Source organism: Cryobacterium flavum (assembly GCF_900103805.1).
Taxonomy (GTDB): domain Bacteria; phylum Actinomycetota; class Actinomycetes; order Actinomycetales; family Microbacteriaceae; genus Cryobacterium; species Cryobacterium flavum.
This window is the reverse complement of record NZ_FNIB01000007.1, coordinates 86,111-108,295: the sequence shown is the minus strand read 5'-3', so window position 1 is coordinate 108,295 and position 22,185 is coordinate 86,111. Positions and strand designations below refer to the sequence as shown.

Here is a 22,185-nt window from a genome sequence, read left to right as displayed (position 1 = left end):
TGTGTCTGAAACCTTTACGGTCGACGATTCCGTCGAGCTCGCCGTCGTGGAGCGCAGCGGCTTCGTCGAATCCCGCCACGCCGGTTCGGCGATCGTGCTCGGCACCAACGGCGAGGTGTTGCGGGCGCTCGGCGACGTCACCAGCGCGGTCTTTCCGCGCTCGGCGATGAAACCGTTCCAGGCCGTCGCGGTCATGGCCAGCGGCGCCGCCCTGCGGGGAGCGGATGCCGCCATCGCTACCGCGAGTCACAGCGGCACCGCCGCCCACATCGAACTCGTTCGCGGCCTGCTCTCCCGGGCCGGAGTTCCGGAAACGGCGCTCGCGTGCCCTGCTGCCTGGCCGATCGACTCCGCCGCCCGAGACGCTCTCGTGCGCCTCGGTGCCACCAAGGCACCGGTCTACATGGAGTGCTCGGGCAAGCATGCGGCCATGCTCGTGGCCTGCCAGCAGAACGGCTGGGCGCTGGACGGCTATCTGGACCCGGCGCATCCGCTGCAAAAGCGCATCCTCGACGTGCTCGAACGCTTCACCGGCGAACGACCGGTCGCCTCCGGTATCGACGGCTGCGGCGCCCCGGTCCACGCGATCTCCCTCGGGGGCCTGGCGCGCGGGATCGCGCGCATTGCCACCAGCAAGTCCAACTCCCCGTTCGCGATCTACCGCGAGGCCGGTTTTCTGGCCGAAGCGGTGCGCGCCAATGGCTGGGTGGTGGCCGGTCCCGGCCACTCCGACAGCATCGTGATCGACCGGCTCGGCCTGTTCATGAAGGGCGGCGCGGAGGGAATCATGGTCGCAGCCGCCGAAAACGGTACCACCGTGGCATTGAAGATACTCGACGGCAACCTGCGGGCCGCCGCTGCGGTTGCAGTCAGCCTGCTGGCGGACGCTGGGGCGATCCAGCGAGCTGACGTCGCGCAGTTGCTGCCCGAGCTCGGCCTCACGGTTACCGGCGGCGGCCGTCCGGTCGGAGAGATTCGCGCCAGCTACATTTAGCTCAGCTTGGCCAGCCGCCGCGCCTTCGCCGCCCCGGACACCTGCACTGTCACGACCACGACAAGCGCGAGAATGAACACGGCCGACGCGAGCACGTTGGCCTCCGCCGGAATTCCGCGTGCCGCCGAAATGTAGATGTACTTGGGGAACGTCGTCACCGCCCCGGAGTTGAAGTTCGTGATGATGAAGTCGTCAAAGGACAACGCGAACGACAACAGAGCGGCCGCGAGAATGCCGGGCAGCAGCAGCGGAAAGGTGATGCGCGCGAATACCTGCCAGGCGGAGCCGTACAGGTCGCGGCCGGCTTCTTCCAGAGCCGGGTCGAGGCTGGCCACCCGGGCCTTCACCGTGACTACGACGAAGCTGATGCAGAACATGGTGTGCGCCAGAATGATCGTCAGCATGTCCTTCGGCACACCGAGCGACAGAAACTGCGCCGCCAGGCCGGCGCCGAGCACGACCTCCGGGGTGGCCATCGGCAAAAACAGCAGCAGGCTGGTCTGTGACCGAAACTTGAACCGGTAGCGCACGATGGCGATCGCGATCATGGTGCCGAGGGTGGTCGCGACGACCGTGGCCACGGCGCCGATGAACAGGCTGTTGCCGAAGGCTTGACAGACAGCACCATTTTGTACGTTGCAGACATTGAGCCACTTGTCGAAGGTGAATCCGCGCCAGGTGATGTTGGATTTGAGGGAGTCGTTGAAGGAGTAAACGAAGGTGTAGCCGATAGGAATCATCAGGAACAGCAGCGCCAACCCGCTGTAGACGGGCAGCAGCCATTTGCCGAGGGAGAGTTTCACAGCAGTTCCTCCGTTCCGGATCGCTTGACGTAGATACTGACGATCACCAGGATGACGGTCATCAGAATGATGGACAGGGCCGCCGCCGAGGGGTAATTCTGCAGCACGAGGAAGTTCGCCTCGATCACGTTTCCCATCATCTGGGTGCCGGTACCACCGAGAAAGTCCCGACTGGCGTTGATATAGTCACCGGCCGCAGGGATGAAAGTGAGCAGGGTGCCCGCCACGATGCCGGGCATCGACAGCGGAATGGTGATCTTGCGGAACACCTGGAATGGGCTCGCATAGAGGTCGTTGCCGGCCTCGAGGTAACGCACGTCGAGCCGCTCCAGCGTCGTGTACAACGGCAGGGTCATGAACGGAATGAAATTGTAGGTCAGGCCGAAGATCACCGAAAACGCGGTGCCGGTCACGTGTGCTTCCGGTCCCAGCAGCGAGAGCGCTTTGAGCGACTGCACCACGAAAGACTCGTCGGAGAACAGCTGCTTCCAGGCCAGGGTGCGCAGCAGAAAGCTGATGAAAAACGGTGCGATCACGAGTACGAGCATGAGGCTCTGCAGTAGCGGCCATTTGCGGGCTTTCACGCCGATAAAGTAGGCCAGCGGGTAGCTGATCACGAGCGCGAAGAACGTCGCGGCCAGTGCGTAGCTGAACGATCGCACGATGTGAGGCCAGTAGGTCGTGATGACCTCGGTGTAGTTCTGCCAGCGGAAGGCATAGTCGTACTGGCCGATGTCACCGAACTCCCGGGGCGTCTGAAACGACGTCAGCAGCAGCGAGACCAAAGGGGTCAGAAAAAACAGCACCAGATAGAGGATGCCCGGCAACAGCAGAAACAGCGCCACCGGGCTGCGACGCCGGGCGACGGGGTCGGTCGACGGCGCAGTCGCGGTCGAGAATGCGGCGAAGGCCATCCTTAGGCCTCCTCAAGCTCCGTGACGAGCAACGACCGACGCTGCTGCGCGATGGTCTTGGTGTCGAGATCCGCCTCGAACCGCGGAGCATCGGCTGGATCATCGTCGAGTCCGAAGCCGTGGTCGACGTTCCAGCTGAGCCACACTTCGGCACCGACGTGCGCGGCCGGGCCGAAAGCCACGTTCTGGGCGAACACGACGAGTGTTCCGACGCCGGGAACGGCGACAAGGTACTGCGTGCTGACGCCGCTGAACGACACATCGATGACCTTGCCCGGGCCCATCGTATTGCGTCCGGCGTCGTAGGCCGGTTCGTCGGCGTGCAGGGTGAGTTTTTCGGGGCGCACACCGATCGTGACCTCGCCCGAGATTCGGTGCGCGCGCTCAAGCGGCACCACGATCTTCTGCCCGGACACGTCGACCGCGATGGCGGTACTCGTGGTGGACACGACGGGGCCGGTGAACAGGTTGGACTGGCCGAGAAAGTTCGCCACGAAGGCGGTCTTGGGCAGTTCGTAGAGCTGCTGCGGTTCACCCATCTGCTCGATGCGCCCCTTGTTCATGACCGCGATGGTGTCGGCCATGGTCATGGCCTCCTCCTGGTCGTGGGTCACGTGCAGAAAAGTGAGGCCGACCTCCTCCTGGATGGTCTTCAACTCGAGCTGCATCTGGCGCCGCAGCTTGAGGTCGAGGGCCCCAAGCGGTTCGTCGAGCAGGAGCAATGCCGGCCGGTTGACGATGGCGCGGGCCAGGGCCACGCGCTGCTGCTGACCGCCGGACAACTGCTGCGGTTTGCGGTGGGCCAGGTGATCGAGCTCCACTAACAGCAGCGCCTCGTGCGCTTTGGCCACCGGATCGCCGATCTTGCGGCGGCGGAGACCGAAGGCGACGTTCTCGAGCACGGTCATGTGCGGAAACAGGGCGTAGCTCTGGAACACGGTGTTGACCGGGCGCTGGAAGGATTTCTGCTTGGTCACATCCGTTCCCCCGATCAGGATGCGGCCGCTCGTGGGCTCTTCGAGGCCGGCGACCAGACGCAGGGTGGTCGTCTTGCCGCAGCCCGAGGGGCCGAGCAGCGCGAAGAACGACCCGGCCGGAATAGTGAGGTTGAGATTTTCAATAGCGGTGAACCCGGGGAAACGTTTCTCGATGCCGACCAGCTCCAGGTCGGCGCCACGATCAGCGAACGCACCGATGACCATCAGGCTGCACCCAGCAGGATCGCTTGGAACTGAGCGTTGAAGGTCTGCTCCTCTGTGCCGTCGAGCCCCCGGAACACGTAGGCGTTGGCGAGGGTCGCGTCGTCGGGAAAGATCAACGGATCTTCGGCCAGCGTCGGGTCGATGGCCATCATGGCTTCTTTGGCACCGGCGACGGGGGTGATGTAGTTGACGTAGGCGGCGACCTCGGCGGCGACGGCCGGGTCGTAGTAGTAGTTGATGAGTTCTTCGACGTTCTTCTTGCCCGGCGAACCGATCGGCACGACGAAGTTATCGTTCCAGAGCGTTCCGCCCTTTTCGGGAACGATGAAGCCCCACTTGTCGCCATTTTCGGCGTTGAGCTGCACGATATCACCGGACCAGACGATCGCGGCCAGGGTGTCTTCGTTGGCGAGGTCTTCCTTGTAGGAGTTGCCCTTGATGTTGCGGATCTGGCCGTCGGAGACCTGCTTCTTGAATTCGTCGATGGCGGCGGTGTATTCATTTTCGCCCCATTTTCCGGAGATGTCGACGCCGTGATCGAGCATGATCAAGCCCATGGTGTCGCGCATTTCGGAGAGTACGCCGACGCGACCCTTCAGCTCGGGGACCCAGAGGTCTTCAACCGATTTGAGGCCCTGCGGGTACTTTTCCTTGTTCCAGGCCAGGCCAGCGAAGCCGCCCTGCCAGGGGATGCTCATAGCCCGGCCCGGGTCGAAGTCGACGTTCTGCAGTGACGGCAGGAGATTGGAGAGGTTGGGGATATTGGCGTGGTCGAGTTCCTGGGTGTAGCCAAAACGGATCATGCGGCTGACCATCCAGTCGGTCAGGCAGGCGACATCGGCTCCGATGTCCTGGCCGAGGGCGAGCTGGTCTTTGACCTTGCCGTAGTACGAGTTGTTGTCGTCGACGGCTTCGGTGTACTTGACCGAGATGCCGGTTTGCGCTTTGAACGCGTCGAGGGTCGGGTAATTGCCGGCATCGTCGACGTCGATGTACAGCGCCCAGTTGTCCCAGCGGATGGTCTTGTCAGTAGCCGACGTGTCGGCCGCAGCGGTGGGCTTGGCCGCAGCTCCGGTGGAGCACGCGGCGAGCGCGAGAGCTGTTGCACCGGCACCGGCACCGGCGAGGAGAGTTCGGCGACCCAGCTGCGCCTTCTGCGCCTGGCGAATGAGCTGGCGAATCATGGGATCGGCGGGCAGCGGCTTGGACTTCATCATGGTTCTCCTAGCATTCTGGGCACGCACACGGTCAGACTCGCTGCGTTGCGAGTTGGTCGATAATTGCACATATCGGTGGTGGAAACACCTAAAAGAGTTCAAAACATTGATCTTGCAACCGATTTGTCACGAAATCAGCACAAACTCGCAACATTCGCCCTCGAAATCGTCGGTGCGCCACGACTAGGGTGGTGGCGATGAGCCGCTGGACCTCGGCCGAGGAGCGCGCTTCGAGAGAGGAACACCATGAGGATCGCCATTCCCACCGAGATCAAGAACAATGAGTTTCGGGTCGCGATCACCCCGGCGGGGGTGTACGACCTCGTGCTGCACGGTCACGACGTGCTCGTGCAGTCCGGCGCCGGCGTCGGTTCCTCCATCAGCGATGAGCAGTATGTCGCGGCCGGCGCGACGATTCTGCCGGACGCAGCGAGCATCTGGGCGGCCGCCGACCTGCTGCTCAAGGTCAAAGAGCCAGTCGACAGCGAGTACGGCTACTTTCGCGCCGACCTGGTGCTGTTTACTTACCTGCATCTCGCCGCAGAACCCGAGCTGACCCGGGCCCTGCTCGGCAGCGGAGTCACCGCGATCGCCTACGAGACCGTGCAGTTGCCCTCGCGAGCTCTGCCGTTGTTGGCGCCGATGAGTGAGGTCGCCGGCCGCCTCGCGCCGATCGTGGGGGCCAATGCCATGCTCAAGCCGAATGGCGGCCCCGGCCTGCTGGTGCCCGGCGTCCCTGGCACTCACCCGGCAAAGATCGCTGTGCTCGGCGGCGGGGTGGCCGGCACGGCCGCGATGCAGGTGTCGCTCGGGCTCGGCGCTGAGGTGACCGTGCTCGATACCAACCTGTTCCGGCTGCGCGAGATCGATGCCCTGCATTTTGGGCGGGTCAAAACCATTGCTTCGAACAGCTTTGAGATCGACAAGGCCGTCGTCGGAGCTGACATGGTCATCGGTTCGGTTCTCATTCCGGGAGCCAAGGCCCCGAAACTGGTCAGTAACGAGCTCGTGTCGCGCATGAAACCGGGCAGCGTGCTCGTGGATATCGCCGTGGACCAGGGCGGTTGCTTTGCCGACAGTCATCCCACCACGCACGCCGACCCCACCTTCACCGTGCACCGGTCGTTGTTCTACTGCGTCGCGAACATGCCCGGCGCGGTGCCGCACACCTCGACCTATGCTCTGACAAATGCGACCCTGCCCTATGTGCGCGCACTCGCCACGCTCGGCTGGGTCAATGCGTTGCGCGCGGATTCCGCCCTGGCCCAGGGGCTCAATACTTTCGCCGGGCACCTGACCAGCGCTCCCGTGGCGCTCGCTCACGGGTTGCCGCACCAGCCTGTCGCCGAGGTGTTGGTCTAGTCGGGGAGGATCGCCCTGGTCACCTCGCCGTTCGGGTGCAATACCCAGACCCGCCCGCGCCCGGGTGCCAAGGGCGGCGGCAACTCCCGGCGGTGGCTGATCAGCCGAAAATCCGACAGGCTGCACCGGTCGAAGACCAGGCTGGCCGCAGTGTTGTTGGCCGTTGGGCCCCGCAGCCGGGCCAGCAACGTCCAGTGCGTCTGCCAGGTTTCGGCGTCACCGACGACGATCAGCTGACCCGCAGCATCCGTCTGGCCTGCCTCACCGGAAACCAGCAGAGCGGATGCCGCCGGCCCGCTCGTTCCCGCCAGTTCCAGAACCGGCACACCGAGGACGGTGCGCAGGCGGGTGGCTGCGCTCGTCGGCGACGATGACACGATCAGGAGCGGGCCACCAGTGGGAAGCGAATTCGGCAGGGCATCGGATTCCGTATCAAGCGTCGTGGCGGCAGGAACGGCCAGGGCCCCAACGGGAGCCAGCAGTTGCACGCGCAGGCCGCGCCACACTCCCCCGCCCGGAGGTAGCGCGGCGGTGTAGCTAGCCGATTGCCCACCGGCCGCGAGGTGTTCCTGCACGCTCGGCAGTTTCAGCAGCAGGGAGCTCTGGCAGAGCGCAGCCAGCCCGGGAACCACGCTGGTGTGCCGTTGCACGGCGGCAACGACGTGTACCCCCGCTGCCGGGCCGTCCCGCAGCAGGCCGACGAGCAGATCGACGGCGGCCAGCCGGTGCTCGGGCTGCCAGCGGGCGCAGACGGAATCAAAATCGTCGAACAGTACCAACCGGGGTGAGGCCGCGGTCTGCTGCCCGGTTTCCACGCTGGTGCTGAGTCTCGCAAGGGCATCCCAGGCCGATTCGACGTCGGCGGTGACGAGGTAGATCCCGGTGTGAGATTCGGCCGCGCCGGCGACTGCCTCAGCCAGTGTGTGCAGCAGGGCGGATTTGCCCGAACCGGCTCCGCCGATAACGAGCAGATGCCCGTCAATCTCGGGATCGTAGGAGAACACACGGTACCGCTGGCGCTCGGGTTCGTCGAGCAAGCCCAGCGGAAAACCGGATGCGGCGGCCTCCGCGCTCGCCAGGTCGGCCGCCGTGACCACCGGCGGGAGCGCATCGAGCCAGGGCCGCCTCGGGACGAATCCGCCCGCTGCCGACAACACCGGCGGTGCCGACATCGGCGCGGCAGCGAGGCCGGCGATGTCGAGTTCCCGGGTCGTCGCGACCTGGCAGAGCACCGGTTCTCCGGTTTCGGTGGCGATCAGGCACCGTCCGGGCTGATTCGGTGCCAATTCGGCCGCAGCATCCGTGCCGATCACCGCCTGGCTGTCGGCACGGTTGTTCACCCGCAAGGACAGGCGCAGGCTGCAGTTGGCCAGCAGGGCGTCTCGCACCACCCCGGCCGGTCGTTGGGTACAGAGGATGAGGTGCACACCGAGCGACCGTCCACGCGCGGCAATGTCGACAAAGAGGGCGTGCAGCTCGGGGAACAGCCCGAGCATGGTGGCGAATTCATCGACGACAATGACCAGCCGGGGCAGCGGATGCGTCAGGCGCACGTCGGTCACGTCCCGCGCCCCGGCCGAACTGAGGGTGCGCTCCCGGTAGCGAAGTTCTGCTCCCAGGCTGGCCAGGGCCCGCGTCGCCGTGGCCGCGTCGAGGTCGGTGATGAGGCCAACGCAGTGCGGCAGCCGAGCCAGCGGTTGAAAAGCCGCGCCGCCCTTGAAATCGACCAGCAGAAAGTTCACCTGGCCCGGCGAATAGGTCGCGGCCAGAGCTGCCACCCAGGTGGTCAGGAGCTCGCTCTTGCCGCTGCCGGTAGTTCCGCCGACCACGGCGTGCGGCCCGGATCGCACCAGGTCAACGTGCACCGGCCCGTCTCGGCCGACACCGATCGGGCAGTCGAGGCTCGGCGGAGCTGTCCCACCGGTGATTGCCGGGGCATCGGTGCCGTCTTCGAGCAGTTCCGCCAGGGTGAGCGTGGTCGGGAGCGCCCCGGATTCCCTTGCCATCCCGGCGGCACGGGCCTGCTCGGTGAGGGCCACCGCGAAGTCGATCGCCTCAGCTTGGGCGAGCAGCTCCGGGCAAAAGTCGAGGGGCGGCGCGCGATTGGGCGCACGGATGATCTGCGCCCTGGTCGGCCCAGCGATGCGCACGACCGTTCCGCAGCCTGGGGGCAGGTCCTCGAGCCGCGTTGCCACGGCCAGGAGCAGCCGCCCGCGATCGGGTTCGCCTCCCAGCGGCTGCACGGAGGTGACCGTTCGCAGCAGTAGCGTGAGCCGTCGCGGCGTTACTACGGCCTGCGGCAGCTGCGCCGCCCAGTCCCAGTCGGTGGCCTGAGCGTCGGTGGCGATTGCGACGCCAAGGTCGGTCGGCGGCAGAGCGAAACACAGTTGCACGAGCACGGCGCGGGCAACGCCCGCTGCGAGCGGCATCGGTCCGACGATACCGAGTCCGGACGTCAGGTCGACGACGACCGGAGCGCCGGTGACGGTCGAGGCCCACTCCCGAAGTTCCCGGTGCTCGTTTGGGGCGCTCGCACCGCCCAGTCGGATACCACTCGGGGCCGGGCCGACGCCCAGCGCGACGAGCGTGGCATCCGTTTGCCGCCAGCGCGCGGCAGCAGCACACCCTCGCACAATATTTCGGGCTGATGGGGTGTGCTGCCAGGCCTCGTCGCGCCAGCGGGACTGGCGGTCGGTGATGACCGTACGCAGCAGCGCCAGGGCTTCGGCGTGAGCGGCCGATTCAGTCCGGCGGCGTTTGCCACCCGAGCGCTTGGAATCGAACATGCTGGCCACCGCGATGATCGGGCTGAGAACGGCGAAGATCAGCGCGAAAGCCGAGCCGGTGATCATCCAGATCAGCCCGGCAGCAACCAGGGGCGCCACGCTGGCGAGCAGGGGGAATCCCGCCGGAGGCAGACTAGCTGGCGCGGGTGGCAGCGGGAGGGTTTCATCGACGGTGGACACGCAACCAGCAGACCAGAATGCTGACCTAGGACGATCCTCGACGGGACTATCGGTGCACGATCGCAGGTGGTGCGTAGCTGTGGAGGAGGCGGCTCAGCTGATGCTGAAGGACTGGTCGGCGATCTCCACCCGGGTGCCGCGCGGAAGAACGTACCGTCGCCCCGGTTCGAGCGCCTCGGCCGTTTCACCGGGGCGGCGAATCACCGTGCCGTTGCCCGAGACGCGGTCGCTGACCCAGAACTCGCCGTCGTGCTGGCCGAACTCGAGGTGAGTCTTGGAGACCGAGCGGTCGGCATCCGCTACCCGTATGAGTTCGTCGAAAATCTCATCGGGTTGGGCCAGGGGTTTACGGCCGATCAGGCCGGAGCCCTGCACGGATACCCGCTGGCCGGTGCTGAAGGTCAACACGAAGGTCGCCCGGGTCGGCATCACTGCGGCGGGGAGCGCGGCCCGTGATGCAGGCGGTGCAGCGCTCACGACAGCCACGGCCCGCACCGGAGCCGGCACCTCAGCGGGAATCGATACGGAGATGACGGCAGGCGCGCGCGGCAGGCGCGCAATGATCGTCGTGTCGTTCGGGCGAGGGTCCGGGCGCTTGCGCGATTCCACGGTGGCTGTGCGGGAACTGCCGCATTCGCCGCAGAACATGGCCCCGACTGGCAACCAGGCCCCGCAAATCTGACACGTCACGATCACTCGGCCTAGACCTTCTTGACCACGCTGGACTTGAGCTGCATGAATCCGAAACCATCGACCTTGCAGTCGATGTCGTGACCGTCGACCGGGTCAACGAGGCGAATGTTGCGCACCTTAGTTCCGACCTTGACCGACAACGTCTGGCCCTTGACCTTGAGGTCTTTGATGATCGACACGGTGTCACCGTCGGTCAGCACGGTTCCGAACGCGTCTTTGACCTGGGCTTCCTGCTCTTCCTCGACCGGCTCGTTCGACCACTCGTGGGCGCAGAGCGGGCACACCAGCAGGGCACCCATTTCGTAGGTCAGGTCGCTGGAGCATTCAGGGCACTTGGGCAGGGTCTCATTCACTCGTTCCATAATACGCGACTGATGCTTTGCGACTATCGGCGGCCGACCCGCACGCGCCAGAGCCGCCCGGCGATGATGGCCGCAGCGACCATGACCATCAGCGGAATGTAGGCGACGACAGAGGAGGCTTCCCAGCCGATCCCAATTCCGGACTTCCGGTTGAACGCCGATACCGGCAGCCCGAGAAAGTACGACTCGGCCGACTCGGCTCCGCTGTCCAGTAGGGCCGAGAGCATACCGGCCGTGTAGGTGAAGGCCAGGGTCCACCAGAGCAGCAGCAGGCCGGTGAACCAATAGATCGCCCGATTCCAAGAGGGCCGGCTGTCGCGGCCGGTTTCGGCGAAACTTCGGGCCAGGGTGCGGGGTGAGCCGAGCGAGTCGAGGGCGGCGGCGATGCCGCGGGCTGCCGCATCCACCGTGATGTTGTCGCGAATCTCGCGCAGGATCGATCGGCGCTCGCGCGACGACAGGGACTCTTCCAGCCAGAGGTCGAGCCGGAACAAATAGGACTCGCGGCGACGCCAGACTCCGAAGGAAGATCTGGCCTCGATGGTTTGCGTGTTCATTTCTGATCCTCTCCGGCTAAAGCTTCTGTGGGGGTGACGCCGAGGCCCGTCTGCACGATCGCCGTCAGGGAGTGCCAGCGCGCCGTGGCGAGCACGAGGGCCGCCTCCCCCGCCGCACTCAGCGAGTAATACTTGCGCGCCGGGCCCGCAGTGGATGCCACCAGGCGGCTGGTGAGCGAGCCGTCCTGTTCCAGGCGCGACAGCACCGGGTAGACCGTGCCGGTCGCGAGGTCTCGAAGGCCGATGTTCTGCAGCCGAACAACGAGTTCGTAACCGTACGACTCGGCAGACTGCAGCTGGCTCAGAATGAGCATGGGCAGCACCCCACGCAGGGACTGCGCGTCTTGTGGCACGGCCGGTGTGCTCGGTGGGTGGGCCATAGCTACTACCTTACGACAGGTAGTAGGTCATGCCTAATAGCTACGATCAGGTCTCTGGCACCTCGTAGGGTTCGACCGCGAGCACATCGACCACGATTGCGGTGACATTGTCGCGACCGCCATTGTCGAGGGCCGCCTCAACCATCGCGGCGACGGCATCCGCTGCCAGCTTCTTCTCGAGCAGGAAATGCCGGATGCCGTAGGACGTGAGCTCCTTAGTGAGCCCGTCGGAGCAGACCAGAATGCGCATGCCGGCCTGAATCGGCAGGATGCGGTAGTCGGGAATCGGTGGTTCGTGAAAGCCGACGGCGCGCGTGATGATGTTGCCGTGCGGGTGAACGTCGGCCTCTTCCCGGGTGATGCGCCCAGCGTCGACGAGTTCCTGCACGACCGAGTGGTCATTCGTGACCTGCTCGAGCACACCGTCAGTCAGCTGGTACACCCGAGAGTCACCGATGTTGTAGACGATCCAGCTGATCGCATCCGAGACCAGGGCCAAGGCGACACCGGTCACCGTGGTTCCGGTGCCTTGGTCGGTGACGCCGACCCCCTGCGCCATATCCTCGACCGCGAGCGCGAGCGCCCGGTCGATCGAACCGGCCTCGGCCACGAGGGTTCCGGAAAGTTCGGCGAGTCGGGTCACCACGGCAGCGCTGGCGACGTCACCGGCCGAGTGACCGCCCATGCCGTCAGCGACGGCGAACAGCGGCGGTAGGGCGAGCAGGCTGTCTTCGTTCACCTCACGGCGATGACCGACATCGGTCAGGACTGCCCACGCCAGCGTTAACGTCGTTGCAACGCTGGGCAGTTCGACACGAAATTCGGTCGAACCTTGACCAATCTGGGTCACGGGTGGTGCCTTCCGAGTGTGGTTCCAACGTTCGCCGAAGGACTTGGACCATAATAACGTCACCGCTTGGCGCCACCGCACCGCCTAGTGTCCGATGTAGCTCATCACGTGCTTGATCCGGGTGTAATCCTCGAACCCGTACATCGAGAGGTCCTTGCCATAGCCGGAGTGTTTGAAACCGCCGTGTGGCATCTCGGCGACGATGGGGATGTGTGTGTTGATCCAGACGCAACCGAAGTCCAGATGCTTGGCGAAACGCATCGCACGACCGTGATCGCGCGTCCACACCGACGAGGCCAGACCGTACTGCACGTCGTTCGCCCAACGCAACGCCTCGGACTCATCGGTGAAGCGCTGCACGGTCATCATCGGGCCGAAGATCTCCTGCTGCACCGCCTCATCCGTCTGCTTGAGGCCACTGACAATGGTCGCTTCATGAAAATACCCGGTGCTGCCGACCCGGTGTCCGCCGAGTTCGAGCACGGCGTGGTCAGGCAGCCGGTCGACGAAGCCGGACACCTGGGCGAGCTGGTTGACATTGTTGACCGGTCCGAACAGGATTCCCTGCTCGCTCGGGGCTCCGGTGCGAGCGTTGTCCCTGGCATAGGCGGCGAGCGCTGCGACGAATTCGTCGTGGATGCCGCCCTGCACGAGCAACCGGGTAGCCGCGGTGCAGTCCTGGCCGGCGTTGAAGAAGCCGGCGGCGACGATCCCGGCAACGGCGAGCTCGATATCGGCGTCGTCGAACACGATCACCGGTGCCTTGCCGCCCAATTCCAGGTGCACCCGCTTGAGGTCGTGTGACGCAGCCTCGGCAACGGCCATTCCGGCTCGTACCGAACCGGTGATCGAGACAAGTTGCGGGGTCTTGTGATCGACCATCGCGGCACCGGTGGTGCGGTCCCCGGTGATCACGTTGAGCACGCCGGCCGGCAAAAATTCCGCCGCGACCTCGGCGAGCAGCAACGTCGCACTCGGGGTGGTGTCCGAGGGCTTGAGCACGGTTGTATTACCGGCGGCGAGCGCGGGCGCGAACTTCCAGACCGCCATGTTCAACGGGTAATTCCACGGAGTGACCTGGCCGACGACACCGATCGGCTCACGCCGGATGAACGAGGTGTGGTCCGTCATATACTCGCCGGCCGCACGCCCTTCGAGGTTGCGCGCGGCGCCGGCGAAGAAGCGGATCTGGTCGACCGAAAGCAAAATCTCGTCGTCTACCAGGGTCGAGCGCGGCTTGCCGGTATCGAGCGACTCGGCATCGGCGAATTCCTCGGCACGCGCCTCAATCGCGTCCGCTATGCGAAACAGCGCGAGCTGCCGCACGGCCGGGGTGCTCTCGCCCCAGATTTCAAAAGCGGATGCCGCGGCCCGGTAGGCCGTATCAACATCTGCCGCGGTCGACACCGGGCTGCTTCCGTAGATCGCTTCGGTGGCAGGGTCGATGAGGTCGAACCGATCCGTCGCGGTGGAGTCGACGTACCGGCCGTTGATAAAGTTACGTAGTTCGGGGGCACTCATGCGGCCCAGTGTACCTATTTCAATGTGAGATGCACCCAGATTCACAAATGAAATCCGCAGTGATTTGCATAATGTGCGACGGATTCGCTTGCCGAAGTGCATTTGGACTGACACAATCGATGCATGAATGGACAAAGGCGCGGTCACCCGCCCAAGCTGGCCCAGCTCGACGATGTGTCGAAAAAGATCATCGAACAGCTGCAGGCCGACGGACGTCGGTCGTACGCAGAGATCGGCAAAGCCGTCGGTCTCAGCGAGGCGGCCGTGCGTCAACGGGTGCAGAAGCTCACTGACTCGGGCGTCATGCAGGTCGTCGCCGTGACGGACCCGATGCAGCTGGGCTTCTTTCGCCAGGCCATGATCGGAATTCGCGCGTCGGCCGATACCCGCATACTGGCCGAGCAGCTGGCCGAGATCGATGCCGTGGACTACGTCGTGCTCACGGCCGGCACCTTTGACATTCTTGCCGAGGTCGTCTGCGAAGACGACGACGAACTGCTCGAACTGCTCAACTCCAAGATCCGCAATCTCGATGGAGTCCTCTCCACCGAGACGTTCGTTTATCTCAAACTCCACAAACAGTTCTATAACTGGGGAACACGGTAAAAAAATGACTCTCACCACACCCATCGATTCACCGACCGCGTACAGCGACGCCCACAACGCCGAGCTGCAGCAAAAGGCCAAGGATCACCTCTGGATGCACTTCTCCCGTCAGTCGGTGATGGAATCCGGCGCTGGAGTTCCCATCATCGTCAAGGGCCAGGGCCATCAGATCTGGGATTCCAAGGGCAAGAAGTACATCGACGGCCTGAGCGGTCTGTTCACGGTCAACGCCGGCCACGGCCGCAAGCGTCTCGCCGAGGTCGCCGCCAAGCAGGCCGAAGAACTCGCCTTCTTCCCGATCTGGTCCTACGCCCACCCGAACGCGATCGAACTCGCCGACCGGCTCGCCAGCTACGCCCCGGGTGACCTCAACCGCGTGTTCTACTCCACCGGCGGCGGTGAAGCCGTGGAGACCGCATTCAAGCTTGCCAAGTACTACTGGAAGCTGATGGGGCGCCCGACCAAGCACAAGGTCATCTCCCGTAACGTTGCCTACCACGGCACCCCGCAGGGAGCGCTGGCCATCACCGGCATCCCGGCGATGAAGGAGATGTTCGAACCGGTCACCCCGGGCGGTTTTCGCGTTCCCAACACGAACTTCTATCGGGCCGACGAGATGAGCCCTGGCCTCGGCCTCGGCGACAACCTCGAGGTGTTCGGCCAATGGGCCGCGAACCGCATCGAAGAGATGATTGAGTTCGAGGGCCCCGAAACCGTTGCGGCTGTCTTCCTGGAGCCGGTACAGAACTCCGGCGGCTGCTTCCCGCCGCCCCCCGGCTACTTCAAGCGCGTGCGAGAAATCTGCGACAAGTACGACGTGCTCCTGGTCGCCGACGAGGTCATCACAGCATTCGGCCGCATCGGCAACATGTTCGCCTCGACGACCTATGACATCCAGCCCGACATGATCACCTGTGCCAAGGGCATGACCAGCGGATACTCGCCCATCGGCGCGACCATTGTCAGCGACCGCATCTACGAACCGTTCAAACACGGCGACACGACGTTCTACCACGGCTACACCTTCGGCGGCCACCCGGTCTCCTCGGCGGTTGCCCTGGCCAACCTCGACATCTTCGAAGAGGAAAAGCTCAACGAGAACGTTCGCGAGAATTCGCCGCTGTTCCGCAAGGAACTGGAGAAATTGCTCGACCTGCCGATCGTCGGTGACGTGCGTGGTGCCGGTTACTTCTTCGGCATCGAACTGGTCAAGGACAAAGGCACCAAGGAAACCTTCAACGACGAAGAGTCCGAGCGTCTGCTGCGCGGGTACCTGTCGAAGGCGCTCTACGAAGCCGGCCTGTACTGCCGCGCCGACGACCGCGGCGACCCGGTTATCCAACTCGCTCCCCCGCTGACCGTGGGCCCAACGGAATTCGCCGAGATCGGCGAGATTCTGCACGGCGTGCTGTCGGAGGCTCCGAAGTACATCTAGTGCGCCTCGCAACCGGCGGCCCGGTCTGGCATTCAAACGGATGCGAGACCGGGTCAGGTCGTGCTGCACCCGCGTCATCCGTCAGCTGCCCGCGCGTCGTCATCGTCAGCGTCGTCGTACTCCTCGTTCTCGCCTTCGAAGAACCACACGGCATCGTCGCTGAGCGCAGCGTCTTCGCCGAAGTCCTCATCGTTTTCGTAGCCCTCGTCCGCCGCGTCGTCGTCGTCACCGCGCGGCACTGCGAACGCCCATTCCGGCAGATGCCCAGACGTGAGCAGCAGGTTAAGCAGGGTGGCCATGCTGTACTGCGAGTCGATGGCGAGTGCCTGGTCAACGAAGAATCCGGCCACAGACCCACTGCCGAGCGCCCAGGACAGCCACGCCAGCATGCACAGCGGCGCCGGCCTCGCCGAACGCGGCGCCATGGCGACGACGGTGCGGAGCAGGGTGATCGCGATGCGAATGCGGTCTACGTCGGGTCGTTCCGTCTGCAGGCCGAGCATGATGTCACCGGTGTGTTCGGCGGTCGGGTCGCCCGAGTCGATCTCTGCGGCCACCAGGTCGTCAAGGCTTCGCCCGGTTTCGTACTGGAGCTGCGCGTACCGCCGGTTGATTTCGTGAGCGCGCACGCCTTCCTCACGCCCGAACGCGAATTGCACCATGATCTGGTCACGGTTCGGCGGGGACTGCACGAGCACGAGCAGCGCTGCGGCGTTCTCTTCGGTGGGTGGGTTCGGCCAGGTCAGCGCGTCCTCGGCAATCGCTACCGGGTCGAGCGCAACGCTGAGGGCGGCGAACAGCTGCGGAGTGTTCTCGCCCCGCGCGAGCAGATGCCGATACCGCCGGTAGAGGCGGGCCAGGCGTTCCTTGGTCGCCAGGTTGACACCGATCGGGTCAGCGCCGGTCTGCAGTGTGCCCAGCGGGCGCGGCAAGTCGGGCGCGGCCTCCGGGGGCACCGCCTCGAAAATCGGTGACTCCGTGATATCGCTGAGTGGGTGCCCAGCGGCCGGGCAGTCCGGGTCGAGGTAGCTGCCCCAGGCATCCGCTGCAACGCACAGGGAATCACGCAACAGAAATCCGCTCAGCTCGAGTCGCCGATTCAGAATCTCGGCGAACTGTTCGCGCGGAATGCCGACTGCATCGTTGAAGGAATCATCGGTGTAGATCACCGGGACGACGGCGTCGACTCCGGGGATCTTGCACAGCATTCCGGCGAGGGTCGTCGCAATGCGCTTGTATACCTTGTGGGGTGCGTCGTCGTCGGGCAGGTTGAAACGCAGCGCGCCGCAGGTGCGGTTGCCACGAAACGCCACCAGAACGGCGCTGGACTCGGCAACGAAACCGAGCAGCTGGGGAACGAGTGCCAGAAAGTCCTGAGCCTTCTGGGCTTTGACAATGGTCGGATGCATGCCGCCACTGTGCCAGCGCGGTCCGCACCGCCGCCGGTGCCTGCCCGAATCTGGGGATGACACGGGCAGGCGACGGGTTGGGGAGGAGCCGGGGCTAGACCTCGTCGGCGACGGGCGCGGCGAACTGTGCGGCGTACAGCGCCTGGTAGGCACCGTTGGCGGCGAGCAGCTGCACGTGGTTGCCCTGCTCCACGATGCGCCCCGATTCCATCACCAGAATCAGGTCGGCGTCCCGAATAGTCGAGAGCCGATGCGCGATGACGAAGCTCGTGCGCTCGGCCCGCAGAGCGCCCATCGCTTTCTGCACCAGCACCTCGGTGCGGGTGTCCACCGAGCTGGTCGCCTCGTCGAGGATGAGCACGCTCGGCTTCGCCAGGAACGCCCGCGCGATGGTGAGCAGCTGCATTTCACCGGCACTCACGTTGTTGCCCTGATCGTCGAGCACGGTGTCATACCCGTCGGGCAGCGAGTGCACGAACCGATCGACGTAGGTCGCGGTGGCGGCTGCGAGAATATCCTGCTCCGTCGCATCCGGTCGACCGTAGGCGATGTTGTCGCGGATCGTGCCACCGAACAGCCAGGTGTCCTGCAGCACCATGCCCATGCGGCTGCGCAGGTCGTGCCGGGTCATGGTGGCCACGTCGACTCCGTCGAGCAGGATGCGCCCGGAGTCGATCTCGTAGAACCGCATCATGAGGTTCACCAGTGTGGTCTTGCCGGCTCCGGTCGGGCCAACGATGGCAATGGTCTGCCCGGGTTCAGCCACGAGGCTGAGTTCTTCGATCAGCGGCTTGTCCTCGGTGTACCGGAACGACACGTTCTCGAAGACGAGACGGCCGTGCACCACTATTGGGGTCTCGGCCGGATCGGGGTCTCCACTCTGTTCGTCGGCGTCGAGCAGGTCGAACACGCGTTCAGCGGATGCGACACCCGACTGCAGCAGGTTCGCCATCGACCCGAGTTGCGCGAGCGGCTGGGTGAACTGGCGGGAGTACTGAATGAATGCCTGCACGTCGCCGAGCTGCATGGCACCCGAAGCCACCTGCAAGCCTCCCACAACAGCGATGGCGACATAGACGAGGTTGCCGATGAAGGTCATCGCCGGCATGATCATGCCGCTGATGAACTGGGCACCGAAACTGGCCTCGTACAGGTCATCATTCTTCTGCTTGAACCGGGCGTCGACCTCCTTTTGGCGGCCGAACACCTTGACCAGGGCGTGGCCGGTGAACGTCTCCTCGATCTGACCGTTCAGCTCGCCGGTGTTGGCCCACTGGGCCACGAACAGTTTCTGCGAACGCTTGGCGATGAACGCCGTGATCACCAGCGTGAGCGGCACCGTCACGAGGGCGATCAGAGCCAGTAGCGGCGAGAGGATGAGCATCATCACGATCACGCCGATCACCGTTAGCAGGCTCGTCACCACCTGGCTGAGCGACTGTTGCAGGCTCTGCGAGATGTTGTCGACGTCGTTAGTGACCCGGCTGAGAAGTTCACCGCGCGGCTTCTTGTCGAAGTAGCTCAGCGGCAGGTGGTTGATCTTCGCCTCAATCTCCTCCCGCAGTCGATACACCGTGCGCTGCACGACACCGTTCAGCACATACGCCTGCATCCAGCTGAACACACTCGACAGCACGTAGAGTGCGAGCGCCCAGAACAGCACGGTGGAGAGCATGGCAAAGTCGATGCCGAGGCCCGGGGTCAGCGTCATGCCGCTGAGCATGTCGGCCTGGGTACTGTTGCCGGATGCCCGCAGCCCCGCGATCACGTCGGCCTGGCTGCTGCCGCTCGGCAGGGACTTCGACACGATGCCGGAGAAGATCAGGTTGGTGCCCTCACCGAGCAGGCGCGGGCCCAGCACCGAGAAGGTCACGCTGATCACAGCGAGGGCCAGCACGAGCATCAGCCAGAGGCGCTCAGGACGCAACTTGCCGAGCAGGCGCTTGCCCGACGCGGTGAAATTCATCGACTTCTCGGCCGGCAGACTCATACCGCCGAACGGGCCGCCTCCGCGCTGCGGACGCGGAGCCGGCTTGTCGTCGGCGTGAGTCTCGCTCATGCTGCTTCCTCCGCGGTGAGCTGGGATGACACAATTTCCTGGTACGTGGTGTTCGAGTCGAGCAGTTGCTCGTGGGTTCCGCGGCCGACGATGCGGCCGTCTTCGAGCACGAGGATCTGGTCGGCGTCGATGATGCTCGACACCCGCTGGGCGACGATGACCATGGTGGCACCATCGGTGCTCTGCTTGAGGGCGAGCCGCAGTCGGGCATCCGTGGCGAGGTCGAGGGCTGAGAATGAGTCGTCGAAGATGTACAACTCCGGCCGTTTCACCAGGGCGCGCGCGATGGCGAGGCGTTGGCGCTGACCGCCCGATACGTTGGTGCCGCCCTGGGCAATCTTGGCGTCGAGCCCGCCATCCATTTCGGTGACGAAGTCCCGGGCCTGCGCGATCGTGAGGGCCTGCCAGAGTTCGTCTTCGCTCGCGTCGGGTTTGCCGTAGAGCAGGTTGCTGCGCACCGTTCCGGAGAACAGGTACGGCTTTTGCGGTACAAGGCCGATGTGGCCCCAGAGCAGGTCGGGGTTCAGCTCGCGCACGTTGACGCCGTCGACCAGTACGGAGCCGCTGGTCGCGTCGAACAGCCGCGGCAGCAGGTTCACCAGGGTGGTCTTTCCGCTGCCGGTACTGCCGATGATCGCGGTGGTCTCGCCGTGCCGGGCGATGAAACTCACGTTGCGCAGCACGGGTTTTTCCGCGCCCGGGTAAGCGAAGCCCACGTCGAGCAGTTCGAGTTCGCCCTGACCGGCCGTTGCGTTCACCGGGTTGGCCGGCGGTACGACGCTTGATTCGGTGGCGAGAACCTCACCGATGCGGTCCGCCGACACGGCCGCGCGCGGAATCATGACGGCCATGAACGTGGCCATCATGACGGCCATGAGAATCTGCATGAGATAGCTGAGGAACGCGATGAGCGTGCCCACCTGCATCGATCCGTCTTCAATGCGGAACGCGCCGAACCAGATGACGGCGACGCTCGAGACGTTGAGCACGAGCATGACGATGGGAAACATGAGCGCCATCAGGCGCCCGGAGCTGAGTGCTACCTCGGTGACGTCCCGGTTGGCCTGGGCGAACCGTGCCACCTCTTGCGTCTCCCGCACAAACGCGCGCACCACACGGATGCCGGTGAGCTGCTCCCGCAGCACCCGGTTGACGGTGTCGATGCGGATCTGCATCTTGCGGAACAGCGGCACCATCTTCACGACGATGAGGCCGACCCCGGTGAGGAGAATCGGCACGCTCACCGCGATGAGCCAGGACAGTTGCACGTCCTGGCGGATCGCCATGATCACACCGCCGATGCTGAGGATGGGTGCGGAGACCAGCAGGGTGCAGGTGGTCAGCACGAGCATCTGCACCTGCTGCACGTCGTTGGTGGAACGGGTGATGAGTGAGGGCGCCCCGAACCGGGTGACTTCTTGTTCCGAGAATTCACCGACCCGGCTGAACACGGCCCCGCGCAGGTCACGGCCGACCTTCATGGCGACTTTGGCTCCGAAGTACACGGCCACGATCGCGCAGATGATCTGGGCGAGGGTGATCAGCAGCATGAGGCCGCCCACGCGCAGAATGTAGCCGGAGTCACCGGTTGCCACACCATCATCGATGATGTCAGCGTTGAGGGTGGGCAGAAAGAGCGAGGCGATCGACTGGGCCAGTTGAAAGACGATCACCCCTAGAAGCAGTTGCCAGTATGGGCGCAGGTAACGCACGAGCAAGGACCACAGCACGAAGTTCTCCTATTAAAAGACGGATGCCCGCCCGACCGGATGGGTCGGGCGCAGCAACCACTGAAGCAATAGTGCACTCTTACCGGCACGTCGTCGACTAAAAATATTGCGCTCTGCGCAGAAAACACCGACTCGTGCGCCGACTTCACCTGCTGCGTTCAGGCGAAAAGGTTTGAAATGTAGGCAACTTCATCGACCGACGGCTGCCACGACGTCGCCGCGTCCGAGTTTTGTCGAATCTGCTCGGGTTTGGTGGCGCCGGCGATAACGCTGGTCAGGCCGGGCTGGGCCAGAAGCCAGGCGAACGTCGCCGCCAGCATGGTCACGCCGCGCGCGTCGCACCATTCCTGATACTGCTCGATCACGTCCCACGGGGCATCGTCGGCGAGATGGCGCCTGATCATCATGATGCGGCTGTCGGCTGGCCCGCCCGTGCGGGAGAATTTGCCGGTGAACAGGCCGTTGTAGAGCGGGAAGAAGGGCAGAAACCCGAGACCGAAGGCGTTCACCGCCGGCAATACCTCGTCTTCGACATCGCGCACGAGCAGACTGTATTCGTTCTGGCTTGAAATGAACGCTGGGTGCCCGTTCATGCGAGCGGTGAAGTCGGCCTCGGCGATCTGCCACCCGGCCAGGTTGGAGTGACCAATGTAACGGATCTTGCCCTCGGTGATGAGGTCGTGCAGGGTGGACAGCGTCTCTTCGATGGGTGTTGACGAGTCGGGAACGTGCAGCTGGTAGAGGTCAATCCAGTCGGTCTGCAGCCGACGCAGCGATGCCTCGACGGCCAAACGGATGTACCGGCGTGAGCCCCGCGCGCCCCAGTCCGGACCGTTCAGGCCGCCCATATCCATGCCGAATTTCGAGGCGAGCACGATCTGGTCGCGCTTGCCGCGCAGCGAGTGCCCCATGAGCGTTTCGCTGAGGCCACGCTCGGCACCGTAGATATCGGCGGTGTCGAACAGCGTCACCCCGGCTTCGAAGGCAGCATCGATAACCGCCGTCGTGCCGTCCTGGGTTTCTGACGCGGTTCCGGTGCGCCCGAAATTGTTGCACCCGAGCCCGATCGTCGAGACGGTCAATCCGGATGAGCCAAGTCTGCGATATTCAATTTGAGCCATCCCT

19 protein-coding genes are annotated in these 22,185 nt (G+C 64.6%); 4 read left to right on the top strand and 15 right to left on the bottom strand.

Translation table 11 applies throughout. From position 1 onward, the window contains the following. Position 1: 1 nt before the first annotated feature. Positions 2-994, top strand: coding sequence for an asparaginase (locus tag BLS91_RS11620; RefSeq protein WP_092340894.1), 993 nt, complete (start codon positions 2-4; stop codon positions 992-994). On the opposite strand, the gene BLS91_RS11615 is transcribed toward BLS91_RS11620, so the two are convergent. From BLS91_RS11615 to BLS91_RS11600, 4 genes are read right to left on the bottom strand one after another with little or no spacing between them, the layout of a single operon-like run. Next, positions 991-1,797, bottom strand: a complete 807-nt coding sequence (locus BLS91_RS11615; protein ID WP_174774976.1) for an ABC transporter permease — start codon at positions 1,795-1,797, stop codon at positions 991-993. The genes BLS91_RS11620 and BLS91_RS11615 overlap by 4 nt on opposite strands. Then, on the bottom strand, positions 1,794-2,711 hold the full coding sequence (locus tag BLS91_RS11610; RefSeq protein WP_092340893.1) for an ABC transporter permease: 918 nt from the start codon (positions 2,709-2,711) through the stop codon (positions 1,794-1,796). The genes BLS91_RS11615 and BLS91_RS11610 overlap by 4 nt, the downstream gene beginning before the upstream one ends. 2 nt (positions 2,712-2,713) lie before the next feature. Further along, a complete protein-coding gene (locus tag BLS91_RS11605) occupies positions 2,714-3,913 on the bottom strand; it encodes an ABC transporter ATP-binding protein (protein ID WP_092340891.1) in 1,200 nt (399 codons plus the stop codon). Beyond that, positions 3,913-5,127: an ABC transporter substrate-binding protein gene (locus BLS91_RS11600; RefSeq protein WP_092341096.1), complete on the bottom strand. Its 1,215-nt coding sequence runs from the start codon at positions 5,125-5,127 to the stop codon at positions 3,913-3,915. Before BLS91_RS11600 ends, BLS91_RS11605 begins: the two co-directional genes overlap by 1 nt. 249 nt (positions 5,128-5,376) lie before the next feature. Between BLS91_RS11600 and ald the strand changes: the two genes are divergently transcribed. Next, complete coding sequence (gene ald, locus BLS91_RS11595) at positions 5,377-6,492, top strand: alanine dehydrogenase (RefSeq protein ID WP_092340889.1); 1,116 nt, start codon at positions 5,377-5,379, stop codon at positions 6,490-6,492. Here the strand turns inward: ald and BLS91_RS11590 are convergent. The 7 genes from BLS91_RS11590 to BLS91_RS11560 form a co-directional block, all read right to left on the bottom strand. After that, positions 6,489-9,458: an FtsK/SpoIIIE domain-containing protein gene (locus BLS91_RS11590; RefSeq protein ID WP_092340888.1), complete on the bottom strand. Its 2,970-nt coding sequence runs from the start codon at positions 9,456-9,458 to the stop codon at positions 6,489-6,491. The two genes, ald and BLS91_RS11590, sit on opposite strands and share 4 nt — an antisense overlap. Before the next feature lie 93 nt (positions 9,459-9,551). After that, positions 9,552-10,067, bottom strand: a complete 516-nt coding sequence (locus BLS91_RS11585; RefSeq protein ID WP_241983114.1) for an FHA domain-containing protein — start codon at positions 10,065-10,067, stop codon at positions 9,552-9,554. Positions 10,068-10,159: 92 nt separating this feature from the next. Then, a complete protein-coding gene (locus BLS91_RS11580) occupies positions 10,160-10,504 on the bottom strand; it encodes a zinc ribbon domain-containing protein YjdM (RefSeq protein ID WP_092340886.1) in 345 nt (114 codons plus the stop codon). A gap of 32 nt (positions 10,505-10,536) precedes the next feature. Beyond that, entirely contained in the window at positions 10,537-11,070 is a 534-nt protein-coding gene (locus BLS91_RS11575) for an HAAS signaling domain-containing protein (RefSeq protein ID WP_092340885.1), read from the bottom strand. Continuing rightward, positions 11,067-11,450 carry a PadR family transcriptional regulator gene (locus BLS91_RS11570; RefSeq protein ID WP_092340883.1) on the bottom strand — a complete coding sequence of 128 codons (384 nt, stop codon included), beginning with the start codon at positions 11,448-11,450 and terminating at the stop codon, positions 11,067-11,069. Before BLS91_RS11570 ends, BLS91_RS11575 begins: the two co-directional genes overlap by 4 nt. A gap of 46 nt (positions 11,451-11,496) precedes the next feature. Further along, positions 11,497-12,300, bottom strand: a complete 804-nt coding sequence (locus BLS91_RS11565) for a PP2C family protein-serine/threonine phosphatase (protein WP_338061573.1) — start codon at positions 12,298-12,300, stop codon at positions 11,497-11,499. Between the two features lie 84 nt (positions 12,301-12,384). Next, on the bottom strand, positions 12,385-13,821 hold the full coding sequence (locus BLS91_RS11560) for a gamma-aminobutyraldehyde dehydrogenase (RefSeq protein ID WP_092340881.1): 1,437 nt from the start codon (positions 13,819-13,821) through the stop codon (positions 12,385-12,387). 123 nt (positions 13,822-13,944) lie between these two features. Between BLS91_RS11560 and BLS91_RS11555 the strand changes: the two genes are divergently transcribed. Continuing rightward, positions 13,945-14,427: an Lrp/AsnC family transcriptional regulator gene (locus BLS91_RS11555; RefSeq protein WP_092340880.1), complete on the top strand. Its 483-nt coding sequence runs from the start codon at positions 13,945-13,947 to the stop codon at positions 14,425-14,427. 4 nt (positions 14,428-14,431) lie between these two features. Continuing rightward, positions 14,432-15,862, top strand: coding sequence for an aspartate aminotransferase family protein (locus BLS91_RS11550; protein ID WP_092340879.1), 1,431 nt, complete (start codon positions 14,432-14,434; stop codon positions 15,860-15,862). Positions 15,863-15,936: 74 nt separating this feature from the next. Here BLS91_RS11550 and BLS91_RS11545 read toward each other — a convergent pair whose 3' ends face one another. From BLS91_RS11545 to BLS91_RS11530, 4 genes are all read right to left on the bottom strand, one after another. After that, a complete protein-coding gene (locus BLS91_RS11545; protein WP_092340878.1) occupies positions 15,937-17,271 on the bottom strand; it encodes a DUF4192 domain-containing protein in 1,335 nt (444 codons plus the stop codon). A 94-nt stretch (positions 17,272-17,365) separates the two neighbouring features. Next, positions 17,366-19,330: an ABC transporter ATP-binding protein gene (locus tag BLS91_RS11540; RefSeq protein WP_092340877.1), complete on the bottom strand. Its 1,965-nt coding sequence runs from the start codon at positions 19,328-19,330 to the stop codon at positions 17,366-17,368. Beyond that, on the bottom strand, positions 19,327-21,060 hold the full coding sequence (locus tag BLS91_RS11535) for an ABC transporter ATP-binding protein (RefSeq protein WP_092340875.1): 1,734 nt from the start codon (positions 21,058-21,060) through the stop codon (positions 19,327-19,329). Before BLS91_RS11535 ends, BLS91_RS11540 begins: the two co-directional genes overlap by 4 nt. A gap of 158 nt (positions 21,061-21,218) precedes the next feature. After that, positions 21,219-22,181: an aldo/keto reductase gene (locus BLS91_RS11530; protein ID WP_092340873.1), complete on the bottom strand. Its 963-nt coding sequence runs from the start codon at positions 22,179-22,181 to the stop codon at positions 21,219-21,221. Positions 22,182-22,185: the final 4 nt, after the last annotated feature.

Bases quoted from the DNA above. Each gene is read 5' to 3' on its own strand.
- BLS91_RS11610 (WP_092340893.1), bottom strand. From the start codon at position 2,711: ATGGCCTTCGCCGCATTCTCGACCGCGACTGCGCCGTCGACCGACCCC.
- BLS91_RS11605 (WP_092340891.1), bottom strand. From the start codon at position 3,913: ATGGTCATCGGTGCGTTCGCTGATCGTGGCGCCGACCTGGAGCTGGTC.
- BLS91_RS11600 (WP_092341096.1), bottom strand. From the start codon at position 5,127: ATGAAGTCCAAGCCGCTGCCCGCCGATCCCATGATTCGCCAGCTCATT.
- ald (WP_092340889.1), top strand. From the start codon at position 5,377: ATGAGGATCGCCATTCCCACCGAGATCAAGAACAATGAGTTTCGGGTC.
- BLS91_RS11575 (WP_092340885.1), bottom strand. From the start codon at position 11,070: ATGAACACGCAAACCATCGAGGCCAGATCTTCCTTCGGAGTCTGGCGT.
- BLS91_RS11570 (WP_092340883.1), bottom strand. From the start codon at position 11,450: ATGGCCCACCCACCGAGCACACCGGCCGTGCCACAAGACGCGCAGTCC.
- BLS91_RS11560 (WP_092340881.1), bottom strand. From the start codon at position 13,821: ATGAGTGCCCCCGAACTACGTAACTTTATCAACGGCCGGTACGTCGAC.
- BLS91_RS11555 (WP_092340880.1), top strand. From the start codon at position 13,945: ATGAATGGACAAAGGCGCGGTCACCCGCCCAAGCTGGCCCAGCTCGAC.
- BLS91_RS11550 (WP_092340879.1), top strand. From the start codon at position 14,432: ATGACTCTCACCACACCCATCGATTCACCGACCGCGTACAGCGACGCC.
- BLS91_RS11545 (WP_092340878.1), bottom strand. From the start codon at position 17,271: ATGCATCCGACCATTGTCAAAGCCCAGAAGGCTCAGGACTTTCTGGCA.
- BLS91_RS11540 (WP_092340877.1), bottom strand. From the start codon at position 19,330: ATGAGCGAGACTCACGCCGACGACAAGCCGGCTCCGCGTCCGCAGCGC.
- BLS91_RS11530 (WP_092340873.1), bottom strand. From the start codon at position 22,181: ATGGCTCAAATTGAATATCGCAGACTTGGCTCATCCGGATTGACCGTC.